At 52.3% G+C, this 18,753-nt stretch carries 21 protein-coding genes; 16 read left to right on the top strand and 5 right to left on the bottom strand.

Annotated elements, in window-relative coordinates; all coding sequences use genetic code 11:
• Positions 1-25 precede the first annotated feature (25 nt).
• From ACYVUV_RS08010 to ACYVUV_RS07990, 5 genes are all read left to right on the top strand, one after another.
• Positions 26-292: a phosphocarrier protein HPr gene (locus ACYVUV_RS08010; RefSeq protein ID WP_003614073.1), complete on the top strand. Its 267-nt coding sequence runs from the start codon at positions 26-28 to the stop codon at positions 290-292.
• Positions 292-2,019 carry a phosphoenolpyruvate--protein phosphotransferase gene (gene ptsP, locus ACYVUV_RS08005; protein ID WP_439776057.1) on the top strand — a complete coding sequence of 576 codons (1,728 nt, stop codon included), beginning with the start codon at positions 292-294 and terminating at the stop codon, positions 2,017-2,019. The genes ACYVUV_RS08010 and ptsP overlap by 1 nt, the downstream gene beginning before the upstream one ends.
• A 172-nt stretch (positions 2,020-2,191) precedes the next feature.
• On the top strand, positions 2,192-2,596 hold the full coding sequence (spxA, locus tag ACYVUV_RS08000) for a transcriptional regulator SpxA (protein WP_270447465.1): 405 nt from the start codon (positions 2,192-2,194) through the stop codon (positions 2,594-2,596).
• A gap of 103 nt (positions 2,597-2,699) precedes the next feature.
• Complete coding sequence (locus ACYVUV_RS07995) at positions 2,700-3,449, top strand: adaptor protein MecA (RefSeq protein ID WP_439776056.1); 750 nt, start codon at positions 2,700-2,702, stop codon at positions 3,447-3,449.
• A 105-nt stretch (positions 3,450-3,554) separates the two neighbouring features.
• Positions 3,555-4,415 carry a competence protein CoiA family protein gene (locus ACYVUV_RS07990; protein WP_484499238.1) on the top strand — a complete coding sequence of 287 codons (861 nt, stop codon included), beginning with the start codon at positions 3,555-3,557 and terminating at the stop codon, positions 4,413-4,415.
• 12 nt (positions 4,416-4,427) lie between these two features.
• Here the strand turns inward: ACYVUV_RS07990 and ACYVUV_RS07985 are convergent, their stop codons facing one another.
• Both ACYVUV_RS07985 and ACYVUV_RS07980 read right to left on the bottom strand, forming a co-directional pair.
• The gene (locus tag ACYVUV_RS07985; RefSeq protein WP_439776054.1) at positions 4,428-5,072 is read right to left on the bottom strand and encodes a DsbA family protein; all 645 of its coding nucleotides are present in this window, start codon (positions 5,070-5,072) and stop codon (positions 4,428-4,430) included.
• Positions 5,073-5,146: 74 nt separating this feature from the next.
• Entirely contained in the window at positions 5,147-5,755 is a 609-nt protein-coding gene (locus ACYVUV_RS07980; protein WP_439776053.1) for a CYTH domain-containing protein, read from the bottom strand.
• Between the two features lie 103 nt (positions 5,756-5,858).
• Here ACYVUV_RS07980 and yjbM point away from each other — a divergent pair, with 103 nt between their 5' ends.
• Genes yjbM through ACYVUV_RS07965 form a run of 3 tightly spaced genes read left to right on the top strand, consistent with a single transcriptional unit; the run spans position 5,859 to position 8,190 of the window.
• Positions 5,859-6,491: a GTP diphosphokinase gene (gene yjbM / locus ACYVUV_RS07975; protein ID WP_412135955.1), complete on the top strand. Its 633-nt coding sequence runs from the start codon at positions 5,859-5,861 to the stop codon at positions 6,489-6,491.
• Positions 6,488-7,285: an NAD kinase gene (locus ACYVUV_RS07970; RefSeq protein ID WP_439775058.1), complete on the top strand. Its 798-nt coding sequence runs from the start codon at positions 6,488-6,490 to the stop codon at positions 7,283-7,285. The genes yjbM and ACYVUV_RS07970 overlap by 4 nt, the downstream gene beginning before the upstream one ends.
• A 14-nt stretch (positions 7,286-7,299) precedes the next feature.
• Entirely contained in the window at positions 7,300-8,190 is an 891-nt protein-coding gene (locus ACYVUV_RS07965; RefSeq protein WP_439775057.1) for an RluA family pseudouridine synthase, read from the top strand.
• Between the two features lie 67 nt (positions 8,191-8,257).
• On the opposite strand, the gene ACYVUV_RS07960 is transcribed toward ACYVUV_RS07965, so the two are convergent.
• The 3 genes from ACYVUV_RS07960 to ACYVUV_RS07950 form a co-directional block, all read right to left on the bottom strand.
• Positions 8,258-8,446: a hypothetical protein gene (locus ACYVUV_RS07960; protein WP_270447475.1), complete on the bottom strand. Its 189-nt coding sequence runs from the start codon at positions 8,444-8,446 to the stop codon at positions 8,258-8,260.
• Positions 8,447-8,517: 71 nt separating this feature from the next.
• The gene (locus ACYVUV_RS07955) at positions 8,518-9,345 is read right to left on the bottom strand and encodes an undecaprenyl-diphosphate phosphatase (RefSeq protein ID WP_484499237.1); all 828 of its coding nucleotides are present in this window, start codon (positions 9,343-9,345) and stop codon (positions 8,518-8,520) included.
• 23 nt (positions 9,346-9,368) lie between these two features.
• Positions 9,369-10,379, bottom strand: coding sequence for a lactonase family protein (locus tag ACYVUV_RS07950; protein WP_439775289.1), 1,011 nt, complete (start codon positions 10,377-10,379; stop codon positions 9,369-9,371).
• Positions 10,380-10,543: 164 nt separating this feature from the next.
• Here ACYVUV_RS07950 and ACYVUV_RS07945 point away from each other — a divergent pair, with 164 nt between their 5' ends.
• The 8 genes from ACYVUV_RS07945 to ymfI are packed head-to-tail and all read left to right on the top strand — an operon-like array spanning position 10,544 to position 18,699.
• Positions 10,544-10,924, top strand: coding sequence for a PTS glucitol/sorbitol transporter subunit IIA (locus ACYVUV_RS07945; protein ID WP_439775290.1), 381 nt, complete (start codon positions 10,544-10,546; stop codon positions 10,922-10,924).
• 9 nt (positions 10,925-10,933) lie between these two features.
• Positions 10,934-12,115 (top strand): AI-2E family transporter, encoded by a 1,182-nt coding sequence (locus ACYVUV_RS07940; RefSeq protein WP_439775291.1) that lies wholly within the window; start codon positions 10,934-10,936, stop codon positions 12,113-12,115.
• Positions 12,112-12,669 (top strand): tRNA (cytidine(34)-2'-O)-methyltransferase, encoded by a 558-nt coding sequence (locus ACYVUV_RS07935; protein WP_439775292.1) that lies wholly within the window; start codon positions 12,112-12,114, stop codon positions 12,667-12,669. The genes ACYVUV_RS07940 and ACYVUV_RS07935 overlap by 4 nt, the downstream gene beginning before the upstream one ends.
• A gap of 32 nt (positions 12,670-12,701) precedes the next feature.
• Positions 12,702-13,097: a DUF1149 family protein gene (locus tag ACYVUV_RS07930; RefSeq protein ID WP_002877037.1), complete on the top strand. Its 396-nt coding sequence runs from the start codon at positions 12,702-12,704 to the stop codon at positions 13,095-13,097.
• A gap of 19 nt (positions 13,098-13,116) precedes the next feature.
• Positions 13,117-15,495 (top strand): DNA translocase FtsK, encoded by a 2,379-nt coding sequence (locus ACYVUV_RS07925; protein WP_439775293.1) that lies wholly within the window; start codon positions 13,117-13,119, stop codon positions 15,493-15,495.
• A gap of 5 nt (positions 15,496-15,500) precedes the next feature.
• On the top strand, positions 15,501-16,724 hold the full coding sequence (locus ACYVUV_RS07920) for a M16 family metallopeptidase (protein ID WP_439775294.1): 1,224 nt from the start codon (positions 15,501-15,503) through the stop codon (positions 16,722-16,724).
• The gene (locus tag ACYVUV_RS07915; protein WP_439775295.1) at positions 16,721-17,974 is read left to right on the top strand and encodes a M16 family metallopeptidase; all 1,254 of its coding nucleotides are present in this window, start codon (positions 16,721-16,723) and stop codon (positions 17,972-17,974) included. The genes ACYVUV_RS07920 and ACYVUV_RS07915 overlap by 4 nt, the downstream gene beginning before the upstream one ends.
• A complete protein-coding gene (ymfI, locus tag ACYVUV_RS07910) occupies positions 17,971-18,699 on the top strand; it encodes an elongation factor P 5-aminopentanone reductase (RefSeq protein ID WP_439775296.1) in 729 nt (242 codons plus the stop codon). The genes ACYVUV_RS07915 and ymfI overlap by 4 nt, the downstream gene beginning before the upstream one ends.
• Positions 18,700-18,753 lie beyond the last annotated feature (54 nt).

The following is an 18,753-nucleotide window of genomic DNA, read 5'->3' as shown; positions in this document are numbered from 1 at the left end:
TGATTTTTAAAGGAGATAATTTACGATGGAAAAGAAAGAATTTCACATTATCGCTGAAACTGGTATTCACGCTCGTCCAGCTACCTTGTTGGTACAAGCTGCTTCAAAGTTTGGTTCAGACATCAACCTTGAATACAACGGCAAGTCAGTTAACCTTAAGTCAATCATGGGCGTAATGTCATTGGGTGTTGGCCAAGGTGCAGACGTTACTATCAGCGCTGAAGGCGACGACGAAAAGGAAGCTATCGCAGCTGTTGCTGAAACTATGTCAAAAGAAGGTTTGGCTGAATAATGACTGAAACTTTGAAGGGTATCGCAGCCAGTGACGGCGTTGCTGTTGCTCCAGCCTACCTCCTGGTCGAACCGGACCTTTCTTTTGAAAAGAAGTCCGTTGCCGACGCGGAAGCTGAAGTAGCCCGCTTTGACAAGGCAGTTGCCGAATCACAAGCTGAATTGGAAAACATCCGCAAGGTTGCAGCTGAAAGCTTGGGTGAAGAAGAAGCGCAAGTCTTTGACGCCCACTTGATGTTCCTGTCAGACCCTGAATTCACTGGCCAGATCAGCGCCAAGATCAAGAGCGACGCTGTCAACAGTGAAGCAGCTTTGGACGAAGTTGCCCAAAACTTCATCACTATCTTCCAAAGCATGACTGACAATGCCTACATGCAAGAACGTGCCGCTGACGTCCGCGACGTTTCAAAGCGGATCATGGCGCACTTGCTGGGCAAGGAATTGCCTAACTTGGCAAGCATCGACCACGAAGTAGTTCTGGTTGCTGAAGACTTGACTCCAAGTGACACGGCACAATTGAACAAGAAGTACGTTAAGGGCTTCGTAACTGACCTGGGCGGCCGGACTGCTCACTCAGCCATCATGGCTCGGTCTTTGGAAATCCCAGCTGTTGTCGGGACTGAAAAGATCACCACTTCTGTAGAAAACGGCCAAATGCTGATCGCTGACGGTTTGGATGGTGTTGCCATCGTTGAACCAAGCGAAGAACAAGTGGCTGACTACCGCAAGAAGGGCGACGACTTCGCCAAGCAAAAGGCTGAATGGCGGAAGCTGAAGGACGAACCATCAGTAACTGCTGACGGCAAGCACTTCACTATTGCTGCCAACATCGGTACTCCAGACGACCTGGCCGGCGTTCTGGAAAACGGTGCTGAAGCAGTCGGCCTGTTCAGAACTGAATTCTTGTACATGAACTCAAACGACTTCCCAACTGAAGAAGACCAGTTTGAAGCTTACAAGAAGGTTCTGGAAGGCATGAACGGCAAGCAGGTTATCATCAGAACCATGGACATCGGTGGCGACAAGCACCTGTCATACTGGGACCTGCCAGAAGAAATGAACCCATTCCTGGGTATCCGTGCCGTTCGTCTGTCCTTGAAGAACAAGGAAATCTTCCGGACCCAGCTGCGGGCCTTACTGAGAGCATCAGCTTACGGCAAGCTGGGGATCATGTTCCCAATGATTGGTACTTTGGACGAACTTCACCAAGCCAAGGCTGTTTTGGCTGAAGAAAAGGACAAGCTGGTCAAGGAAGGCGTCAAGGTTGGCGACGACCTGCAAGTCGGCATGATGATCGAAGTTCCAGCAGCTGCTGTTTTGGCAGACCAATTTGCCAAGGAAGTCGACTTCTTCTCAATCGGGACCAACGACTTGATCCAATACACTATGGCTGCTGACCGGGGCAACGAAAACGTTTCTTACCTCTACCAGCCATACAACCCGTCAGTTCTCCGTCTCATCAAGCACACGATCGACTCAGCTCACGAAGCTGGCATCTGGTGCGGGATGTGTGGTGAAGCAGCTGGTGACTCAACTATGTTCCCAATCCTGCTTTCCATGGGTCTGGACGAATACTCAATGAGCGCAACTTCAATTCTGCGGATCAGAAACGAAATGAAGAAGCTCTCAACTGAAGAACTCGCCAGCCTGGCTGACAAGGCTACCAAGGAATCATTGACCAACGAAGACAACATCGAATTGGTTAAGAACCTGATGGCTGACAAGTAAAGAGCAAATTAAAAGCGATTAGCGTGAGCTGACCGCTTTTTTTGTCCGATTAATTAAGAAATTTAAAAGAAAGCCAATTACCCCCTTCCTTTTTGTAAGTATCCATGTTAAACTATATAGTAAGTAACGAATGTGTGTTCATGCAATCTCATTTTAAAGGAGCGTGGTAACAATGGTAGATTTATATGTTTCTCCAAGCTGCACCTCATGCCGCAAGGCAAAGCAATGGCTTGAACAGCACAATATTCCCTACAAGGAAAGAAACATCATTTCTGATCCTCTGAACCGGGAAGAAATCATTCATGTTCTGAGAATGACTGAAGAAGGCACGGAAGAAATCGTGTCAACGCGGTCGAAGGCTTTCCAAGAGCTGAACATCGACCTGGACGACATTTCAATGAACGAACTGATCGATTTGATTGAAAAGAACCCAAGCCTGCTGAGACGGCCAATTATTTTGGATGACCGCCGGATGCAGGTCGGCTACAATGAAGATGAAATCCGCCGCTTCCTGCCGCGCAGCGTGCGCAGGCTGGAAATGGCCCGGGCTAAGCGCCTGGCAGACCAGGATTTATAATTTCAGAATAGAAAGTTGAAGGCGTTGGCTTCTAGAAGCTAACGCTTTTGCTTTGTCGGCTTTTTAGGTTACAATAACAGTACACACAAAGGAGGGATTGAGAATGCGCGTTGAAAAGGTAAATGAGAATACGCTCCGCGTAAGCATGACCCGGGAGGATCTGAACCAGCGGGGCTTGAAGATTCTGGACTTGCTCGGCAACCGGGAAAGAGTCCAGGAATTCTTCCTGTCAGTTCTGCGCGAAGTAGACGAGGACAATGACTTTGCCAGCGATGCGCCGGTGACTTTCCAAGTCATGCCCAACGATGGCGGGATCGATCTCTTGATTACCAAGATGAATAATAACAGCGACCTGCCGGAAGAAATGCGGCGCTTCTTTGATCCTGAAGCTAACGGGGTCGGAGGCGATATAGCTGAGCCAGTTGAGGAAGGTGACTGGGCCTTTTCTGACCTGGATCCGGCTGATGACGCCAACACTGAGATGGACCCGGTGATCATGCAGGACCTGGGCAACACTGATGATGATGACTACGAGGACTACTGGAGTTACCAGGAGACTCATGTCCTGGCCTTTGACGATATCGATGACCTCCTGGCTTTGGCTGACAGCCTCAAGGTCAGCGACCTGGCTTCCAGCGTCTACTACTACAAGCAGAAGTTCTATCTCAAGCTGGCTTTCATGGACGAGAATTACGCGGAAATCAAGCCGGCTGATGCCTGGGCGATCGCCAATGAATTTGGCTGCCAGGTGTCCGCTGACGAATTTCAGCAGGCCCAAGACCACGGCCAGTGCCTCTTCCAGCAGGATGCTCTGGGGGCATTGCGCCGGCAGTTTGCCAGCAAGTGGGCATAAGAATATAGACTATAATTTGCGGACTCCTTCGGGAGTCCTTTTATTTTTTTCAGCTTTTTTAAAAAAATCTCCCCCTTTTGGCGTACTAGTTAATGGGGGATTATTTTGTACGCAGCTTTATTAAACAAAGAACTGGTCCTGGCCGTCAGCGAGGCTGGCAAGGTCCGGGAAAACCCGGCCTATCTCAACCAGGAAGTCTACCGCTGCCCGCGTTGTCAAAAGCCGGTGATCCTGGTCTTGTCGCAGAAGGCTGAGCCCTTTTTCAAGCACTACCAGGCTTACCGGGGGCTGGGGGAACAAGAGGAGCACCGGCAGGGGAAAATGCTCCTGAAAGCTGCCTTGACCGCGGCGGGCCTAGCAGCGAAAACTGAGGTGCCGCTGGCTGAAGGCGCCTTGCGGGCTGACGTTTTGGCCACGCCGCTTTTGGCCTTTGAAGTCCAGTGCGCGCCCTTAAGCAAGGAAGAGTTTGCCCACCGGCATGCCCTTTACCGGGCGATCGGGATCAAGGATGTCTGGCTGGTTGGCCGCAGGCATTTTTTAGGGGAAAAATTAAAGCAGACCCAGCTGATTTTCTTTCGGGAAAACCCGGCCTGGGGGAGCTATTATCTGGAAATCCACCAAGAAGAAGGCCTAATCAGGCTAAAATACCAGATCAAGCAGGCACCCATCAGCCAGACCCTGCTCTACCGGCAGGTAGATTTTGCTTTGGACGCTGAAGGAATCGCTGCCTTGTGGCACTTTAGGCCCCTTTTGCCCCCGCCTTTGGCTGATGACTGGGTCAAGGAGCGGGACTATCTGGACCAGCAGCTGAAGGAAAAGAGCAAGCTGGGCCAGAAACTGGGGGAATTGATGTACTTGACCGGCTATACCGTCTTTAGCTTGCCCAGGGAGGCTTTTTCCACTTGGCGGCTGCCAGGGGAGAAAAGCTGGCTCTTGAAATTTCTGCAGCAAAAAGCCAGCCCCTAAAGGTGAGGCTGGCTATAAGAGATGAAGGTGACTGACTGGGCAGTAAAGCGGAGCATTCTCCGTCAGCTGCATCAAGGGTTCAAGGCAGCTGTCAGCGCTATTTTGAAAAATCTGCAGGAGGTCGTCGTCACTTAGTTCGCCGTCAAGCAAGATGCCGCTGTCGTCAATTTGGTCGTCAAAAACCACAGTTGAAGGCAGGGCAGTGACCTGGAATTTCCGGGCCAGCTGCTGGTCCTGGGCAATAACGTCTTTTAAGCAGGTGTCGTTCAAAGTAGATGAAATTTTCTCTGGTTTGATATTAAGGCTTGTCAGCAATTCTTCAGCCAAGGCCGGAGAGTAAGACCGCTGGCCGTCGCTCAAGCTTTCCTGCAGCTTAAACAGGAAGCTCCTGGCCTTCTTTTTGCCATAAGCAATCTGGACGGCATAGTAAAAGCTCTGGGCGCTGACTGAGGCATTATGGTAATTGGCCAAATTGATGGAAGTGTTGAAATTCCAGTTCCGCTTGACCATGTCGGCCTTCATGGCCTCCATGGTTACCAGGGGGATGTAATTGACGGAAATTTCAAGCTCCAAGTCTTTCGCCAGCAGCCGGATGCGCTTTTCAAGCTGGTAGCAGGACAAGCCTAACGGATTGATAAACAGAAAAAGTTCGAACATGGTCGACCTCCAATTTTTGCTTCATCTGCTACTTTAACAAAACTTTTACTTGAAAACAAAAGAAAAGCTTACGGCTATTTTTGCTTGGCATGCAGGCTGGCCCGGGCAATCTTGCTCATGTTGTTGGCTGACTTGACCGGCAAGGCAAAGCGGGTCTTGATTTCTTCCAGGGCTTCCTTGATGGCAGCCGGGGAGTCATTTTCAATTTCCATTTCCCAGTCCTGGTAGCCATCCGGGTAGCTGGTCTGGTCTAAAGTCAGCTCGCAGCCCTTCGGCCCGTCCAAAAGGATCCGCCGGGTCTTGCTCCAGGAAAAAAGGGTCAGCTGACCGGCTTTGTCCGGGTAATGCTCCAAAAGATACTTGCCGACATTGCCAACTAGGCTCGGCTTGCCTTCTTTCAAAAAGTCTTCGGCTTCAGGCAGGGTCAAGTCATCATTGATTTCCAGGCTTTCATGGTAGGTTTCCTGCAGCTTCTTGACCGGGACCTTGATGGTTTCCTCGGCCCGGTCTTTAAAGCAGCGGATTCTGAGGGCGCTGTGGTCTTTTTTCAGCTGCCAGTCCGGGGTGTCAAAATAATGGTTGCTCTGCTTGAAATCGCTCTTGACCGGGTAGGCGCTGGTAATAGCATCGTAGCTAGCCTGGTCCAGGGCGACTTTGGCTTCAATTTCGCGGTTCTTGCTCATTTTTGATAACTCCTTTGTTAGATAAAAATTAAAAGGCTTGCGTTGGTGCTTTCGCTAACATCTATGTTAAAATGAATTTGTTTGAGATGGAAGGAAAATGTCTGTGATTACTGATTGGGATACTTTTTTATGGCCATACAATGAAGCCGTAAATGAACTAAAAGTTAAATTCAGAGCTCTCCGGCAGAGTTTCTTGACCAAGGGAGAGCATTCACCAATAGAATTCGTGGTTGGCCGGGTGAAAACGGTCGACTCCATTAAAGAGAAAATGCAGCGGCGGGTCATCAGCCCGGACGTGATCGAAACCGACATGCAGGATATTGCCGGCATCCGGATCATGTGCCAGTTTGTCGACGACATCTACCGGGTCGTTGACCTGCTTCACGCCAGAGACGACCTGGAAGTCGTCGAAGAGCGCGACTATATTCAAAACGCCAAGCCGTCCGGCTACCGGTCCTACCACATGGTGGTGGCCTACACGGTTTATTTGCCAGAAGGGTCCAAGCGCCTTTTGGCGGAAATCCAGATCCGGACTTTGGCCATGAACTTCTGGGCCACGGTAGAGCATACCTTGAACTATAAGTACCAGGGGGCCTACCCGGAAGATATTTCTGAGCGGCTCAAGCGGACGGCGGAAGCGGCCTACCAGCTGGATGAAGAGATGTCCTCGATCAGAAACGAGGTCAAGGAAGCCCAGAAGATCTTTACCAAGAACAAGGGCAAGGAAAAGTCATGAAAGTAGCTATCGTTCACAATGACCGCGTGACCACCCAGGTGGCGGTCCGGCACCTGCAGGTGCTGCTCGCGGAAAAAGGCATTTTGCAGGACCAGCAGCATCCCGACCTGGTAATTTCCGTCGGCGGTGACGGGACCTTGATCTCTGCCTTTCACAAGTACAAGCAGCAGCTGGACAAGGTCTGCTTTGCCGGCATTCACACCGGCCACTTAGGCTTTTATACCGACTGGCGGAACTATGACATGGAGAAGCTGGTTGATGCCTTGGCCAGCCACCCCGTTGAAGAAAATGAGGTGGGCTACCCGCTTTTGGACATGAAGGTAACCACCAGCTGCGGGGAGCGGCGCTTTTTGGCCCTAAACGAAGCCTCAATCAAGCGGATTTCCAAGACCATGGAAGCTGAGGTCTGGCTCGGGGGCGAGCGCTTTGAGAATTTCCGGGGTGACGGGCTCTGCGTGTCAACTCCGACCGGGTCAACGGCCTACAGCAAGTCCTTGGGCGGAGCGGTGATCCACCCCCGCCTCAAGGCCCTGCAGCTGACGGAAATCGCTTCGATCAACAACCTGGTCTTCCGGACGGTGGGCTCGCCCGTTGTTATCGCACCGGATGAATGGATCACCATCGTGCCGAAGATTTCCGACCGGGCGGTTGTAATCGTCGATGGGGAAAGAATCAACCTGACCGATGTGCAGAAAGTAGATTACAGAATAGCGGCGGAAGAGATTCGCTTTTACCAGTATGGCCACCACCATTTTTGGGAGCGGGTCAACGACGCCTTCATTGGTGACAGATAGTGCAAGTATACAAAATGATTGTTGAGAAAAATGACCCAGGCCAGCTGAGTCATTTTTTGCTGAAAAAAGGCTTTTCCCGCCGGGCCGTCAACAACTGCAAGAACCACGGCGGGATGATGCTGGTTAACCATCACCGCAGAAACGGGAGCTATCGGCTAAAAGAAGGGGACGTGGTCCACTTCTTGATGGGGCAAGAGCCAGTCAACCCCTGGCTGAAGGTCTCCCGCCGGCCTCTGGCCGTCGTTGAAGAAACGGCCGATTATTTGGTAATCAACAAGCCCGCTGGCCTATTATCGATTCCTTCCGGTTTTCATGCTGAAGACGCGGTGATTAACCGGGTGCTGGCTTATTTTGAAAAGCAAGGGGTCAACCCAGCCTATGTCAAGCCCCACATCGTGACTAGGCTGGACCAGGACACTTCTGGCCTGGTCCTCTTAGGCAAGAACGCCATCGCCCATGACCGTTTCAGCAAGCTGGGCAAGGATGCTTTTATCAAAAAGTACCACGCAATCGTACATGGCAACTTCGCTGAAGGAGATTTAAGCGGCTTGATCGACAAGCCCCTGGCCCGGGTGGGCGACACAGTTAAACGGGAGGTCAACCCGAACGGGCAAAGGGCCTTGACTGAATACCGGGTGATCGACCAGGTCCCAGGAGCCAGCCTGGTTGAGCTCCGCCTATTAACCGGCCGGACCCACCAGATCCGGATCCACATGGCGTCTATCGGCCACGTTCTTTATGGAGACGACCTTTACGGGGCCAGGGATGCTTTTGCCCGCCAGGCCCTAAACTGCTTCTACCTGGCCTTTCCCAACCCCTTCAGCGGGGAAGAGAGGGAAATCCAGATTCCAGACCCGGAAGACATGCAGGGCTTGTGGCGCCAGCTTAAGCAGGAAGCAGAATAATAATCCAGATACCAAAAAAGGAGACAGGCAGTCCTGTCTCCTTTTGTTATTTGTCTGTATCTATTTTTTACGCGTTTGAGATTACTGCCCAGGCCAGGCCCCCAAGGGCACAGATGGCCAGCAGCGGCAAAACTACTGAGCTGATTAAGGCAAAGGCCAGGCCGACCCCGATCAAAAAGATCAGAACCCGCCAGAGGGCCACGCCCATCTTCCAGCAAAGCCACAAAATAAATAGTAAGCAAAGCAAACTTAACATGTTTATTCACCGTCCTCTAGCTTGCTATCCTTAAGCAATAATCATAGCATATTTTCGCGTGAATACAAGTATTAGGCAAAGACCAGACCGCAGATGATGACGATGATCCCCAAAACAATCCGGTACCAGCCAAATGGCTTGAAGTCGTGGGTCTGCACGTACTTCAGCAGGAACTTGATTGACAGGTAGGCCACGATGAAGGAGACGACCATGCCGACCAAGAGGATGGCCAGCTGGTTGCCGACAAAGACGTGGCCGGCCTTGAAGAACTTGACCAGCTTCAAAAGTGAAGCCCCGAACATGGTCGGGATGGCCAGGAAGAAGGAGAACTCAGTTGCCACGTAGCGGCTTGAGCCGATCAGCATGGCCCCCAGGATGGTTGCCCCAGACCGGGAAGTCCCCGGGATCATGGACAAGACCTGGAAGCAGCCGATCAAGAGAGCCGTCTTGTAGCTCATCTTGTTTAAGTCGGTCAAGCTTGGCTGACGCTTGGCGTAGTAGTTTTCCAAGATGATGAAGAGGACACCGTAAATGATCAAGGTGGCGGAAATTACTTGCCAGGAAGTCATGTTTTCTTCCAGCCAGTCATTCAGCGGTAGGCCGATGATGATTGACGGCAGGACGGCCACGATGACCTTGAACCAGATCTGCCAAGTCTGTCCTTTTTCCCGCTTGCTTTTTGATGAGGCAAAAGGATTCAGCTTGTTAAAGTAAATTACGATGACGCTCAAGATGGCCCCCAGCTGGATGACAACCATAAACATGTTGATGAAGCTGGTCGGCTGGTCTAATTTGATGATGTAGTCGGCCAGGTAGAGGTGGCCAGTTGAGGAGATCGGCAGAAATTCCGTAACCCCTTCGATGATGCCGAGAATGATGGCTTTGAAAATGTCTAGCATGTTACTAAAAAAATACTCCTAACTTAATCGGTAAATAAAACTCTGGTGCCTTCTGGGACCGCGATGTCCTTTTCCAGCGGGGTCAAAGTCCCATCGCTTTGCCGTTGGTAAAGGGTGGCGTTGTTGCTGTTTTGGTTGGCGGCAACGACGTACTTTTCTTCTTCATCCCAGTTGAAGTCCCGCGGGAATTCGCCAAAAGTTGACACCCGCTGGACCAGCTTCAAGGCCTGGTCTGGCAAAACGGCAAAGACAGCGATTGAGTCGTGGCCGCGGTTGGACACGTAAAGGAACTTGCCGTCACTTGACAGGCGGATGGCTGCTGCCCCGTTATGCTGGTCCCAGCTTTCCGGAATAGTTGAATAGGTTGCCAGGGACCGGAACATCCAGTTTTCCTCGTCAAACTTGACCACGTTGACCTGGCTGGACAATTCACCGGCCACGTAGAAGTACTTGCCGTCTGGTGAAAAGGCCAGGTGGCGGGTGCCAAAGCCGTCTTCATTTTGGTAGCTGGCCAGATGTTCAAGCTTTTGCCCGTCAAAGCCGTAGAAGTCGACTCTGTCTTGGCCTAAATCGCAGGAAACCAGGTGCCCGCCCGGAGTTTCGTCAAAGTAGTGCGGGTGAGCGCCGGCTTGTTCAGGCCGCGGCCCTAAAGCCTTGTTTTCGTGCTTGACCTGGTCAAGCAGGGTCAGCTGGCCCTGGTCATCATAGCTGATGACGGCCAGGACGCCAGTGTGGTAGTTGGCCGTGTAGAGCAGCTTCTTTTCCTTGTTGATGCCGATGTAGGCTGGTGAAGAGCCTTCGTGCAGCAGCTGGCTGACCAGCTTGTCGTTTTGAAAGGCCGCGATGCCCCCCTGGCCGTTTTCATTCTTAATAGTAAAAATGAACTGGCCGTCTTTTTGGAAATAGGTTGGCCCGCCAACTTCGACGACGTTTCTTCTTTGTTCCAGATGGGCTTGGTCACCGGAGCCGATAAAGTCGAACTGGTAGATCCCGGCTGACTCGTGCTTGGTGTAGCCGCCAATTAAAATATGCAATTTAAACCTCCTTATTTACTCCACAATAAGTCTAGTTTAAATATTAAGCTTATCTTTGGCAAATGTCGATAAGAGATAGTCGTCCGTAAAGAATAATTAACAATTCTGTCCTTCTTTGCTTTAAGTTAGCAGGGAGTATGTTAGAATTTAACCAGGTGATAAAAATGAAATGGATATCTACAATTAAAGAAATCGGACCAAACGCGATCAGCGAAAAAGACCGCGTTGTAATTTTGTTTGGCCAGACGGCCAATGATGAACTGCAGGACGTTTCCGTCATTCAAGCCTTTGACGATGAACAGGCTGCCCAGGCGATCGTGCTCAAAAAGGGTGACACGGTAACCATCGACGGAACGACCTTTTTGATCAACTATGTTGGCCCTATGGCGGTCAGCAACCTGCGGGCTTTGGAACACGCCAGCCTCTTTTTCACTGACAAGCTGCCAAAGAAGCCAATGTCCAACGCCCTCTACCTGGACTTGCCAGAAGACCAGGAAATGCCTAAGTTCAGAGTCAACGACGAAATCGTTTACGAACACCTGTAGGCTGGATTGATGAAGAAAAGAGACACGAGCCTCTTTACGGAATGGGTGCTCAACAACCGCTTCAGCGTCGGCTTAATCAACGTGCTTTTGGCTCTGGTGATCGTGCTGGTCTTCAACAAGATCTCTTTTGTCTTGAATCCGGTCAACACCTTCATCAATGCCATCCTGCCGCCAGTCTTGGTGGCCATGGTCCAGTACTATCTGATGGAGCCGCTGGTGGACAAGCTGGAAGAGAAGTTCAAGGTGCCGCGGACGGTCACCATCCTGGTGATTTTTGCCATAGTAACGGTCTTCTTGATCTGGGCAATCAATTCCTTGATCCCGGTCGTCCAGAGCCAGATTGATTCTTTGGTCAAGAACTGGCCATCGATTTGGAAGAATTCGACCAACGCGGTTGACGACCTCCTGCACAGCCCGAAGTTCAGCGGCTTGCGTGATTCTTTGCAAAAGCAGATGACGTCTTTGCAGAAGAACTTTAGCAAAAGCATGGGGTCAACCGTCTCCAGTGCCCTGGGCAATTTGACCAGCGCGGTCAGCGTGGCGACGGCCGTCTTCACGACCCTGGCCACGGCACCATTTTTGCTCTTCTTTATGCTGAAAGACGGGCACAAATTGCGGCCGTTTCTGGTCAAGTTTGCTCCCCAGCGCTGGGAGCAGGCAACCAGCAACCTGCTCCACGAAGTCAACCAGGCCGTGTCCTCTTACGTGATCGGCCAGGTCTCCGTGGCCATCTGCGTAGGGATCATGTTCTTCATCGGCTATACGGTTATCGGCGAGCCTTACGGGGCAGCCCTGGCAATCTGCGCCGGCTTTTTGAACCTGATCCCTTACTTTGGGACCTTTATTGGTTTGATTCCGGCCTTGATCATTGCTTTAGTAACTAATTTGCCGATGGTGGCGAAAGTTCTGGCTGTCTTCTTTATCGAGCAGATCATCGAAACCCGGGTCATCAGTCCGCTGGTTGTCGGTAACCGGCTGAAGATGCACCCGGCGACGACAATTATCGTCATGCTGGGGGCGGGCTCAGTCTGGGGCCTGTGGGGCGTGGTCGGCGGGATTCCCGCCTACGCGGTGATGAAGATCCTCTTGACCCATATCTACCAGTACTACCGGAAGGTTTCCCACCTGTATGACGACAGTTTCCAGGATGAAGGCCAGGCTGAACAAGAAGAAAAGAAAGGAAATAAATGACCAACCATATTGTTTTGTTTGAGCCGGAAATTCCCGACAATACTGGCAATATTGCCAGAACCTGCGCGGGAACCAACACGGTCTTGGACTTGATCGAGCCCTTGGGCTTCCGCTTGGATGACAAGCACCTCAAGCGGGCCGTTCTGGATTACGGCGGTGAAGTCGAAATCCGCCGCCATGACGACCTGCGGGCCTTTCTGGCCTCTTTGCCGGACAATGCCGAGATGTACTTGATCTCCAAGTTCTCCAGCAAGTCCTACACTGACGTTGACTACACGGACGAAAGCAAGGACTACTACTTTGTTTTTGGCCGGGAAACGACCGGCCTGCCGGAAACCTTCATGCGGCAATATGAGGACCGCAACCTGCGCATCCCCATGTCTGACAAGATCCGGGCCTTCAACTTGTCCAATTCGGCGGCAATCGTAATTTTTGAAGCCCTGCGCCAGCAAGGCTTTCCCCACATGGAAAAGTCCCACCACTATGACAACGACAAGCTTAAGGACGACTACAACCGTCCTGGCCGCTACCAGCGGAACTTGCCCAAGCATTAGTGATTAAAAAAGAAATTTAATGAGGTAAAATCATGGAATTTAACAAGCAGACCCCAATCATCGTTCGTGCCTTTCACTATGACCTGCTCGACGAACCAGAAGAAAAGAACGAAGTCAACGTAGCTATCCGCCAAGTGGTTGCTACCGGCGAAGACGGTGTTGAAGATGCCGGTGAAGCAGGCGGCTACTACGAAGTAGCCGTTGTCTACGACGTTACGCCAGACGAAGACAATATCATCGAAATCAGCGGGGTCAACACCCAAGTCGTTCAGCTTTTAGGCTACCACGGCGACGGCCAGGACCTGGACCAGGAAACCTACCGTCTGCTCAGCCGGCCGCTGGTTGAATACATCGAAACCTTGACTTACGAAGTTAGCCAGGTTGCCTTGGATGAACCGATCAACTTGGACTTTGAACCTAATTTCTAAGAATTGAGCAGGTGAAAAAATGCCTCGAAAGAAAAGGCAGGCTAATCGTAAAAACAAGAATAAAAAGAAAACAGAAGAATCTTTGAGCTGGGTGGTTACCGGGATCGTCTTGATCTTGGTAGCCATTTTGGCGTTATTGCGCTTTGGCTGGCTGGGCAAGCAGCTGGCCAACCTCTTGCGGCTCTTGATTGGGGACAGCTACCTTTTGGGCGGCGCCTTTCTGGCTATTTTGGGCCTGGTCATGCTGATTTACGGGCAGCCGCCCCGCTTTGGCTTTAAGCGGACCAGTGGCTTGACTTTGGCTTACCTGGGCCTTTTGTACATTCTGGCCAGCCGCTTTTTCAATATCAGAAGCGTCCACAGCGAATTTTTGCCGGCCTTCAAGAATGTGATCTTTGAAGAATTAGCCCGGGCCAATGTCACTGTCAGTGTCGGCGGGGGCTGGATCGGGAGCTTTTTGTACGGGATCTTCTACCAACTTTTAGGTCAAATTGGGGGCCTGTGCCTGGCCATTTTGAACATAATCAGCGGGGTCTTGATGTTCTTTGACGTCAAATTCCGTGACCTGGTCGCTGCTTTTCAAAAAATCAGCCGGGCCTTCATCCAGCAAAGCAAGGACGGAGCCGGCCAGCTGAAGGAAAAGTACTCTGAGTATAGAGAGCAGCAAAAAAGGGAACCCAACAACCGGGAGAAGTTGACCGACCCTTGGGGGACTAGCCGGGAAGAAGCTAAGCCCGCAAAGCCAGAGAAAAAAGCAAAAGAAGAGAAGCAAGAGAAGAAGGCAGCCAAGCCTTCCCTGCCGGAAATCCAGGTGGCTGAGCAGCATCCTGACCCGCCAGTTACCCATTCACTGGAACTGGATGACCTGCCCAAGCCCCGCAGCCAGGCTGAAGACGACCAGAAAATGATTCTGGCTGACCAGCAGCTTGACCATGGACTGGACAAGGGCATGGTCAGCTATGACGACAACTACCAGTTCCCGCCCCTGTCTCTGTTAAAGGCTGTCCAAGCCAGCGACCAGACGAGCGACAAGGACAAAATCGGGCAAAACACGGCCATTTTGGAGGAAACCTTCAAGAGCTTCGGGGTGGAAGTCAATGTTAAAAAGGCCATCCTGGGCCCGACCATCACCCGCTATGAAGTCCAGCCAGCCGTCGGGGTCAAGGTCTCCCGGATCGTCAACCTGGCCGATGACTTAGCTCTGGCCCTGGCCGCCAAGGACATCAGAATTGAAGCCCCGATTCCGGGCAAGCCTTATATCGGGATCGAAGTGCCCAACCAAAAGGCCCAGTCCGTGGCCTTTAAAGACGCTATGGAGCACCAGGACCAAAAGGCCAAGGACCATCCTTTGATGGTGCCTTTAGGCAAGGACGTGACCGGGCAGATCATCAGCGCTGACTTGACCAAGATGCCCCACCTGCTGGTAGCCGGGTCAACCGGTTCAGGCAAGTCCGTGGCCATCAACACGATCTTGACCAGCATTTTGATGAAGGCCCGGCCGGATGAAGTCAAGCTGGTTTTGATCGACCCGAAGATGGTCGAACTGTCTGTTTACAGCGGGGTACCCCACTTGATGATCCCAGTTGTCACTGACTCCCGCCTGGCTTCCAAGGCCCTCAAAAAAGTCGTCGACGAAATGGAGCGGCGCTACAAGCTTTTTGCTGCCGGCAGCGTCCGCAACATGGGCGAATACAACCGCAAGGTGGCTGAGAACAACCAGGACGCCAGCCGGCCAGTAATGGAGCCTTTGCCGTATATCTTAGTCGTTGTCGATGAATTGAGCGACTTGATGATGGTCGGCGGCCACGACGTGGAAAACTCCATCGTCCGTCTGGGCCAGATGGCCCGGGCTGCCGGCATTCACATGATTCTGGCTACCCAGAGACCGAGCGTGGACGTCATTACCGGTTTGATCAAGGCCAATGTGCCGTCAAGAATTTCCTTTGCCGTCTCCAGTGGGGTCGACTCCCGGACTATTTTGGACCAAGTCGGCGCTGAAAAATTGCTGGGCAGAGGGGACATGCTCTATCTGCCGATCGGGGCTTCCAAGCCAGAACGGATTCAAGGGGCCTACATCGACGTCGACGAAGTGGAAGCTGTCGTTGACTGGGTCAAGGGCCAGCAAAGCGCTGAATATGATGAGGAAATGATTCCACAGGCCGGGGATGATGACGAAAAGGGCGATGACGACGTTGACGACGAGTACTACCAGCAGGCCGTGGACCTGGTCCGCCGCCAGCAGTCAGCCAGCACCTCAATGCTGCAGCGGCGGTTCAGAATCGGCTACAACCGGGCTGCCCGCCTCATTGACGAGCTGGAAGAGCACGGGGTAGTCGGCCCGCCAGAAGGCTCCAAGCCGCGCAAGGTGCTTTTGCCGCCTGAAGGACAAGAAGAATAAAAATAATGAACGAAGAAAATATCAGCATTCAAAGCAATCAAAAATTTACCAGCGGCAACCTGGGCCTGTTTGTCCGCCTGCCGCTAACCAAGCACAATATGGCCATGGCCAGCCTGCTCTGCCGCATGCAGATGAACGAAAGCGAGCTTTTTCCAGATCCCGCCATCCAGCAGCTTGAACTGCAGCAGCGCTATTCCTTCCAGTTTGAAGCAGTCGTGCAGCTTTTTGGCAAGGAAATGATCATTTCCTACCTGGCCAATTTCGTTGAGCCCCAGGAGATCCTGGACCCGGACTACAACTACCGGCAGATAGCGGAAACTTTTACCGGCCTGGCAGCCAGACCCTTGATTACGCCAAGCTCCGTCCAGCTGGCCCAAAGGCAGCTGGAAGAAGAATACCAGGAGCTCATGGCTGAGCCAAGCAACGCGGCCTTAAGCGCCTTTTTCAACAACTGGTACGCGGATCAGCCAGATTACGCGGCCAGCTTCATCGGCTCAATTGCAGATATTAAGGCCGCCACTAGCCAGGATGTCCGCCGCTTTGCTGACGCTATCAAGACTCAAGCCAGCTGCATCTTTGGTCATGTCTACGATGCCCGCCAGGTCAAGCGGCTCTTAGCCAAAAAGCTGCAAGAAGAAGGCTGGCCGGGGCTGGCCTTGGAATTTGGCAAGCGGGATCTGTTGATTCCGGCTCCTGACTTGCGGATTGAGAAAGAAGACAAGCAAGCTAAGCAGCAGGCCCAGCTTTTCCTGGGCTATGCCTACAAGGGCCAGCCAAGCCTGCAGGACTTGGCGACCGGGACAGTTTTGCGCCAGTACTTGACTGGCGACCAGTCTTCCCGGCTCTTCAGCAAGGTAAGAGAAGAAAATGGGGCGGCTTACGCGGTGGAAAGCAACTGGTATGCCGACAATGCCCTCTTTTTGGTCAACGCCGGCTTGGACCCGGACAAATTGGACCTGGCCGGGCAGATCATCGGCAAGGAAATGCAGATGGTGGCTGACGGCCGGATCGACCCGGGCCTGCTCAAGCAGAGCCGACAGGCTCTGGCCAACCGCCACTTGCTCAACCAGGACCATGCCAGCTGGCTTTTGGCTAAAGACCTCCGCTACAAGCTTCATGCCGATTACGAGGACTTCGACATGATGGCTGCCGTCAGCCGGGTGACAAGCGGCCGGCTGGCCGACTTTGCCAAGAAGCTGTATCTGAATGAAAGCTATGTATTAAAATGATCAAACCAGAAATTATCAGAAAAGACTTCCCTTCCGGCTTCAAGGCCCAGGTGATCAGGCGCAAGGGCTTTAACCAGCGCTTTTTCGGCATCATCGTCGACTTCGGCAGCGCTGATCCCCAGCCCGTGGCCGGCCTGGCCCACTTTTTGGAGCACAAGCTTTTTGCCACGGAAGAAGGCGACTTGTCCCTGGAATTTGAAAAAATGGGGGCCAGCGTCAATGCCTTTACCTCTTTCAATGAAACCATGTACTACGCCAGCGGGGTAAAAAATGTCGGCCCCATGATCGACCTGCTCTTCAAGCTGGTTGGCCAGCCTTACTTTACTGATGAGAACGTGGAAAAAGAAATTCCCATCATCCAGCAGGAACTGGCCATGTACCAGGATGAGCCTGACTGGATCCTGGGCGACCAGCTTTTGCGGGGCAGCTACGGAGACTGCAACTTGGCCATTGACGTGGCCGGGACCAAGGAATCGATTGCCAGCGTGACCAAGGAAAAGCTCCAGGCGGCTTATGACGAAAACTATGTAGCCTCCCGCATGTCCTTTGTTGCCTGCGGGGATTTTTCCGACAACCAGGTTCAGACTATTCTCCGCCAGGCCAAGAAACTGTCAGACCAATACCTGCGCCCCGGGAGCCCGCAAAAAGAAGCAGACTTAGTGCCGCTTTTATCAAGCGGCCAGGACTGGCTTTTGCCAGGCGGGGAAGTGCCCCTGTTTGCGGCAGCCATTCCTTTGCCAAACTTTAAGAAAGTCTTAGCAAGTCGGGATATGAGTCAAATTTTGCTGGAAATCATGCTAGAATCAAAGCTAGGTGCCGCCAGCCAATGGTTTGCCGGTGCCAGAAAAGCCGGCTTGGTCAGCCAGCCGCTTCAGATCAGCGTGACTTATACCCGGCAAGGGGCCTACGCGGTCTTATTGGGGATGAGCCAGGAAGCAGAAACTGTTTTAAGCCAGATCAAAGAAGAATTGGCGCCAGGCAGTCTTTTTGCCCCAAAGCAAGAAAAGGCAATGCGGCAGCTCTTTGAAATCCATAAAAGAAGCTGGCTGGCCCAAACCGTGCGCAGCTTGGACAATTTGTCCGGCTTTGCCGTGGAAATGGCTGAAGAAAGCCTGGATGAGGAAGACCTGTTTGCCAATGTTGAGCAGATGCAGGCCATGAATTTTGCTGATTACCGGGCTTATTGCCAGGAACTTTGCAAGGGCGCCAGCATTAACACTGCCCGCCTGCTTGAGGGGGAGGAAGAATGAAGCGAGCATTGATTTTCGGGGCAACCGGCGGCATTGGCCAAGCAATTGCCACCCGTCTGGCTGAGTCTGGCTGGTCTATGTATTTGCACTGCAACAGCAACTGGGAAGAGGCCAGCAAATTAGCTGAGGCATTGGCTGAAAAGCATCCCTTGCAGGACTTCATGCCGATCAAACTGGATTTTTTAGCAGGCGACGACCAGCTTAGGGCTTTTGCCAGCGGACTTTTGCCAGTCAACGCGGTTGTTTTTGCCCAAGGAATCACCAACTATGACTTTCTGGGCAGCCAAAGCTCCCAGGTTATCGACCAGATCATCAAGGTCAATTTGGAGAATCCAATCAAACTGACCAAGCTTCTGGAAGGCCAGCTCCTAAAGCAAGAACACAGCCGGATCGTCTACCTGGGCTCAGTTTACGGGGGCCAGGGCAGCGCCATGGAAGCTGTCTACAGCGCCACAAAAGGCGGGATCAGCCGCTTTGCCCAGGCCTATGCCCGGGAGGTTGCCGCCAGCCATTTTACGGTCAACGTCGTGGCGCCAGGGGCGGTCAACACAGCCATGAATGCCATGTTTTCCCCGGAGACCCTGAAGGAACTGGCAGAAGAAATTCCAGCCGGCCACTTGGCCAAGCCCAAGGAAATTGCCTACTGGGTCGACTGCCTGCTGAATCCGGAAAGCGACTACCTGACCGGGCAAACGATTTACGTCAGTGGCGGCTGGCTGGAATAGGGCGACACAGCCTGGGCCATTGTGCTATAATTTATAAACGAATTTTAAAGTGAT

It is taken from the genome of Lactobacillus sp. WILCCON 0149, from assembly GCF_057197965.1.
This window is presented reverse-complemented; position numbering and strand designations above follow the sequence as displayed.

Bases quoted from the DNA above. Each gene is read 5' to 3' on its own strand.
- ACYVUV_RS08010 (WP_003614073.1), top strand. From the start codon at position 26: ATGGAAAAGAAAGAATTTCACATTATCGCTGAAACTGGTATTCACGCT.
- ptsP (WP_439776057.1), top strand. From the start codon at position 292: ATGACTGAAACTTTGAAGGGTATCGCAGCCAGTGACGGCGTTGCTGTT.
- spxA (WP_270447465.1), top strand. From the start codon at position 2,192: ATGGTAGATTTATATGTTTCTCCAAGCTGCACCTCATGCCGCAAGGCA.
- ACYVUV_RS07995 (WP_439776056.1), top strand. From the start codon at position 2,700: ATGCGCGTTGAAAAGGTAAATGAGAATACGCTCCGCGTAAGCATGACC.
- ACYVUV_RS07985 (WP_439776054.1), bottom strand. From the start codon at position 5,072: ATGTTCGAACTTTTTCTGTTTATCAATCCGTTAGGCTTGTCCTGCTAC.
- ACYVUV_RS07980 (WP_439776053.1), bottom strand. From the start codon at position 5,755: ATGAGCAAGAACCGCGAAATTGAAGCCAAAGTCGCCCTGGACCAGGCT.
- ACYVUV_RS07970 (WP_439775058.1), top strand. From the start codon at position 6,488: ATGAAAGTAGCTATCGTTCACAATGACCGCGTGACCACCCAGGTGGCG.
- ACYVUV_RS07965 (WP_439775057.1), top strand. From the start codon at position 7,300: ATGATTGTTGAGAAAAATGACCCAGGCCAGCTGAGTCATTTTTTGCTG.
- ACYVUV_RS07960 (WP_270447475.1), bottom strand. From the start codon at position 8,446: ATGTTAAGTTTGCTTTGCTTACTATTTATTTTGTGGCTTTGCTGGAAG.
- ACYVUV_RS07955 (WP_484499237.1), bottom strand. From the start codon at position 9,345: ATGCTAGACATTTTCAAAGCCATCATTCTCGGCATCATCGAAGGGGTT.
- ACYVUV_RS07945 (WP_439775290.1), top strand. From the start codon at position 10,544: ATGAAATGGATATCTACAATTAAAGAAATCGGACCAAACGCGATCAGC.
- ACYVUV_RS07940 (WP_439775291.1), top strand. From the start codon at position 10,934: ATGAAGAAAAGAGACACGAGCCTCTTTACGGAATGGGTGCTCAACAAC.
- ACYVUV_RS07935 (WP_439775292.1), top strand. From the start codon at position 12,112: ATGACCAACCATATTGTTTTGTTTGAGCCGGAAATTCCCGACAATACT.
- ACYVUV_RS07930 (WP_002877037.1), top strand. From the start codon at position 12,702: ATGGAATTTAACAAGCAGACCCCAATCATCGTTCGTGCCTTTCACTAT.
- ACYVUV_RS07925 (WP_439775293.1), top strand. From the start codon at position 13,117: ATGCCTCGAAAGAAAAGGCAGGCTAATCGTAAAAACAAGAATAAAAAG.
- ACYVUV_RS07920 (WP_439775294.1), top strand. From the start codon at position 15,501: ATGAACGAAGAAAATATCAGCATTCAAAGCAATCAAAAATTTACCAGC.
- ACYVUV_RS07915 (WP_439775295.1), top strand. From the start codon at position 16,721: ATGATCAAACCAGAAATTATCAGAAAAGACTTCCCTTCCGGCTTCAAG.
- ymfI (WP_439775296.1), top strand. From the start codon at position 17,971: ATGAAGCGAGCATTGATTTTCGGGGCAACCGGCGGCATTGGCCAAGCA.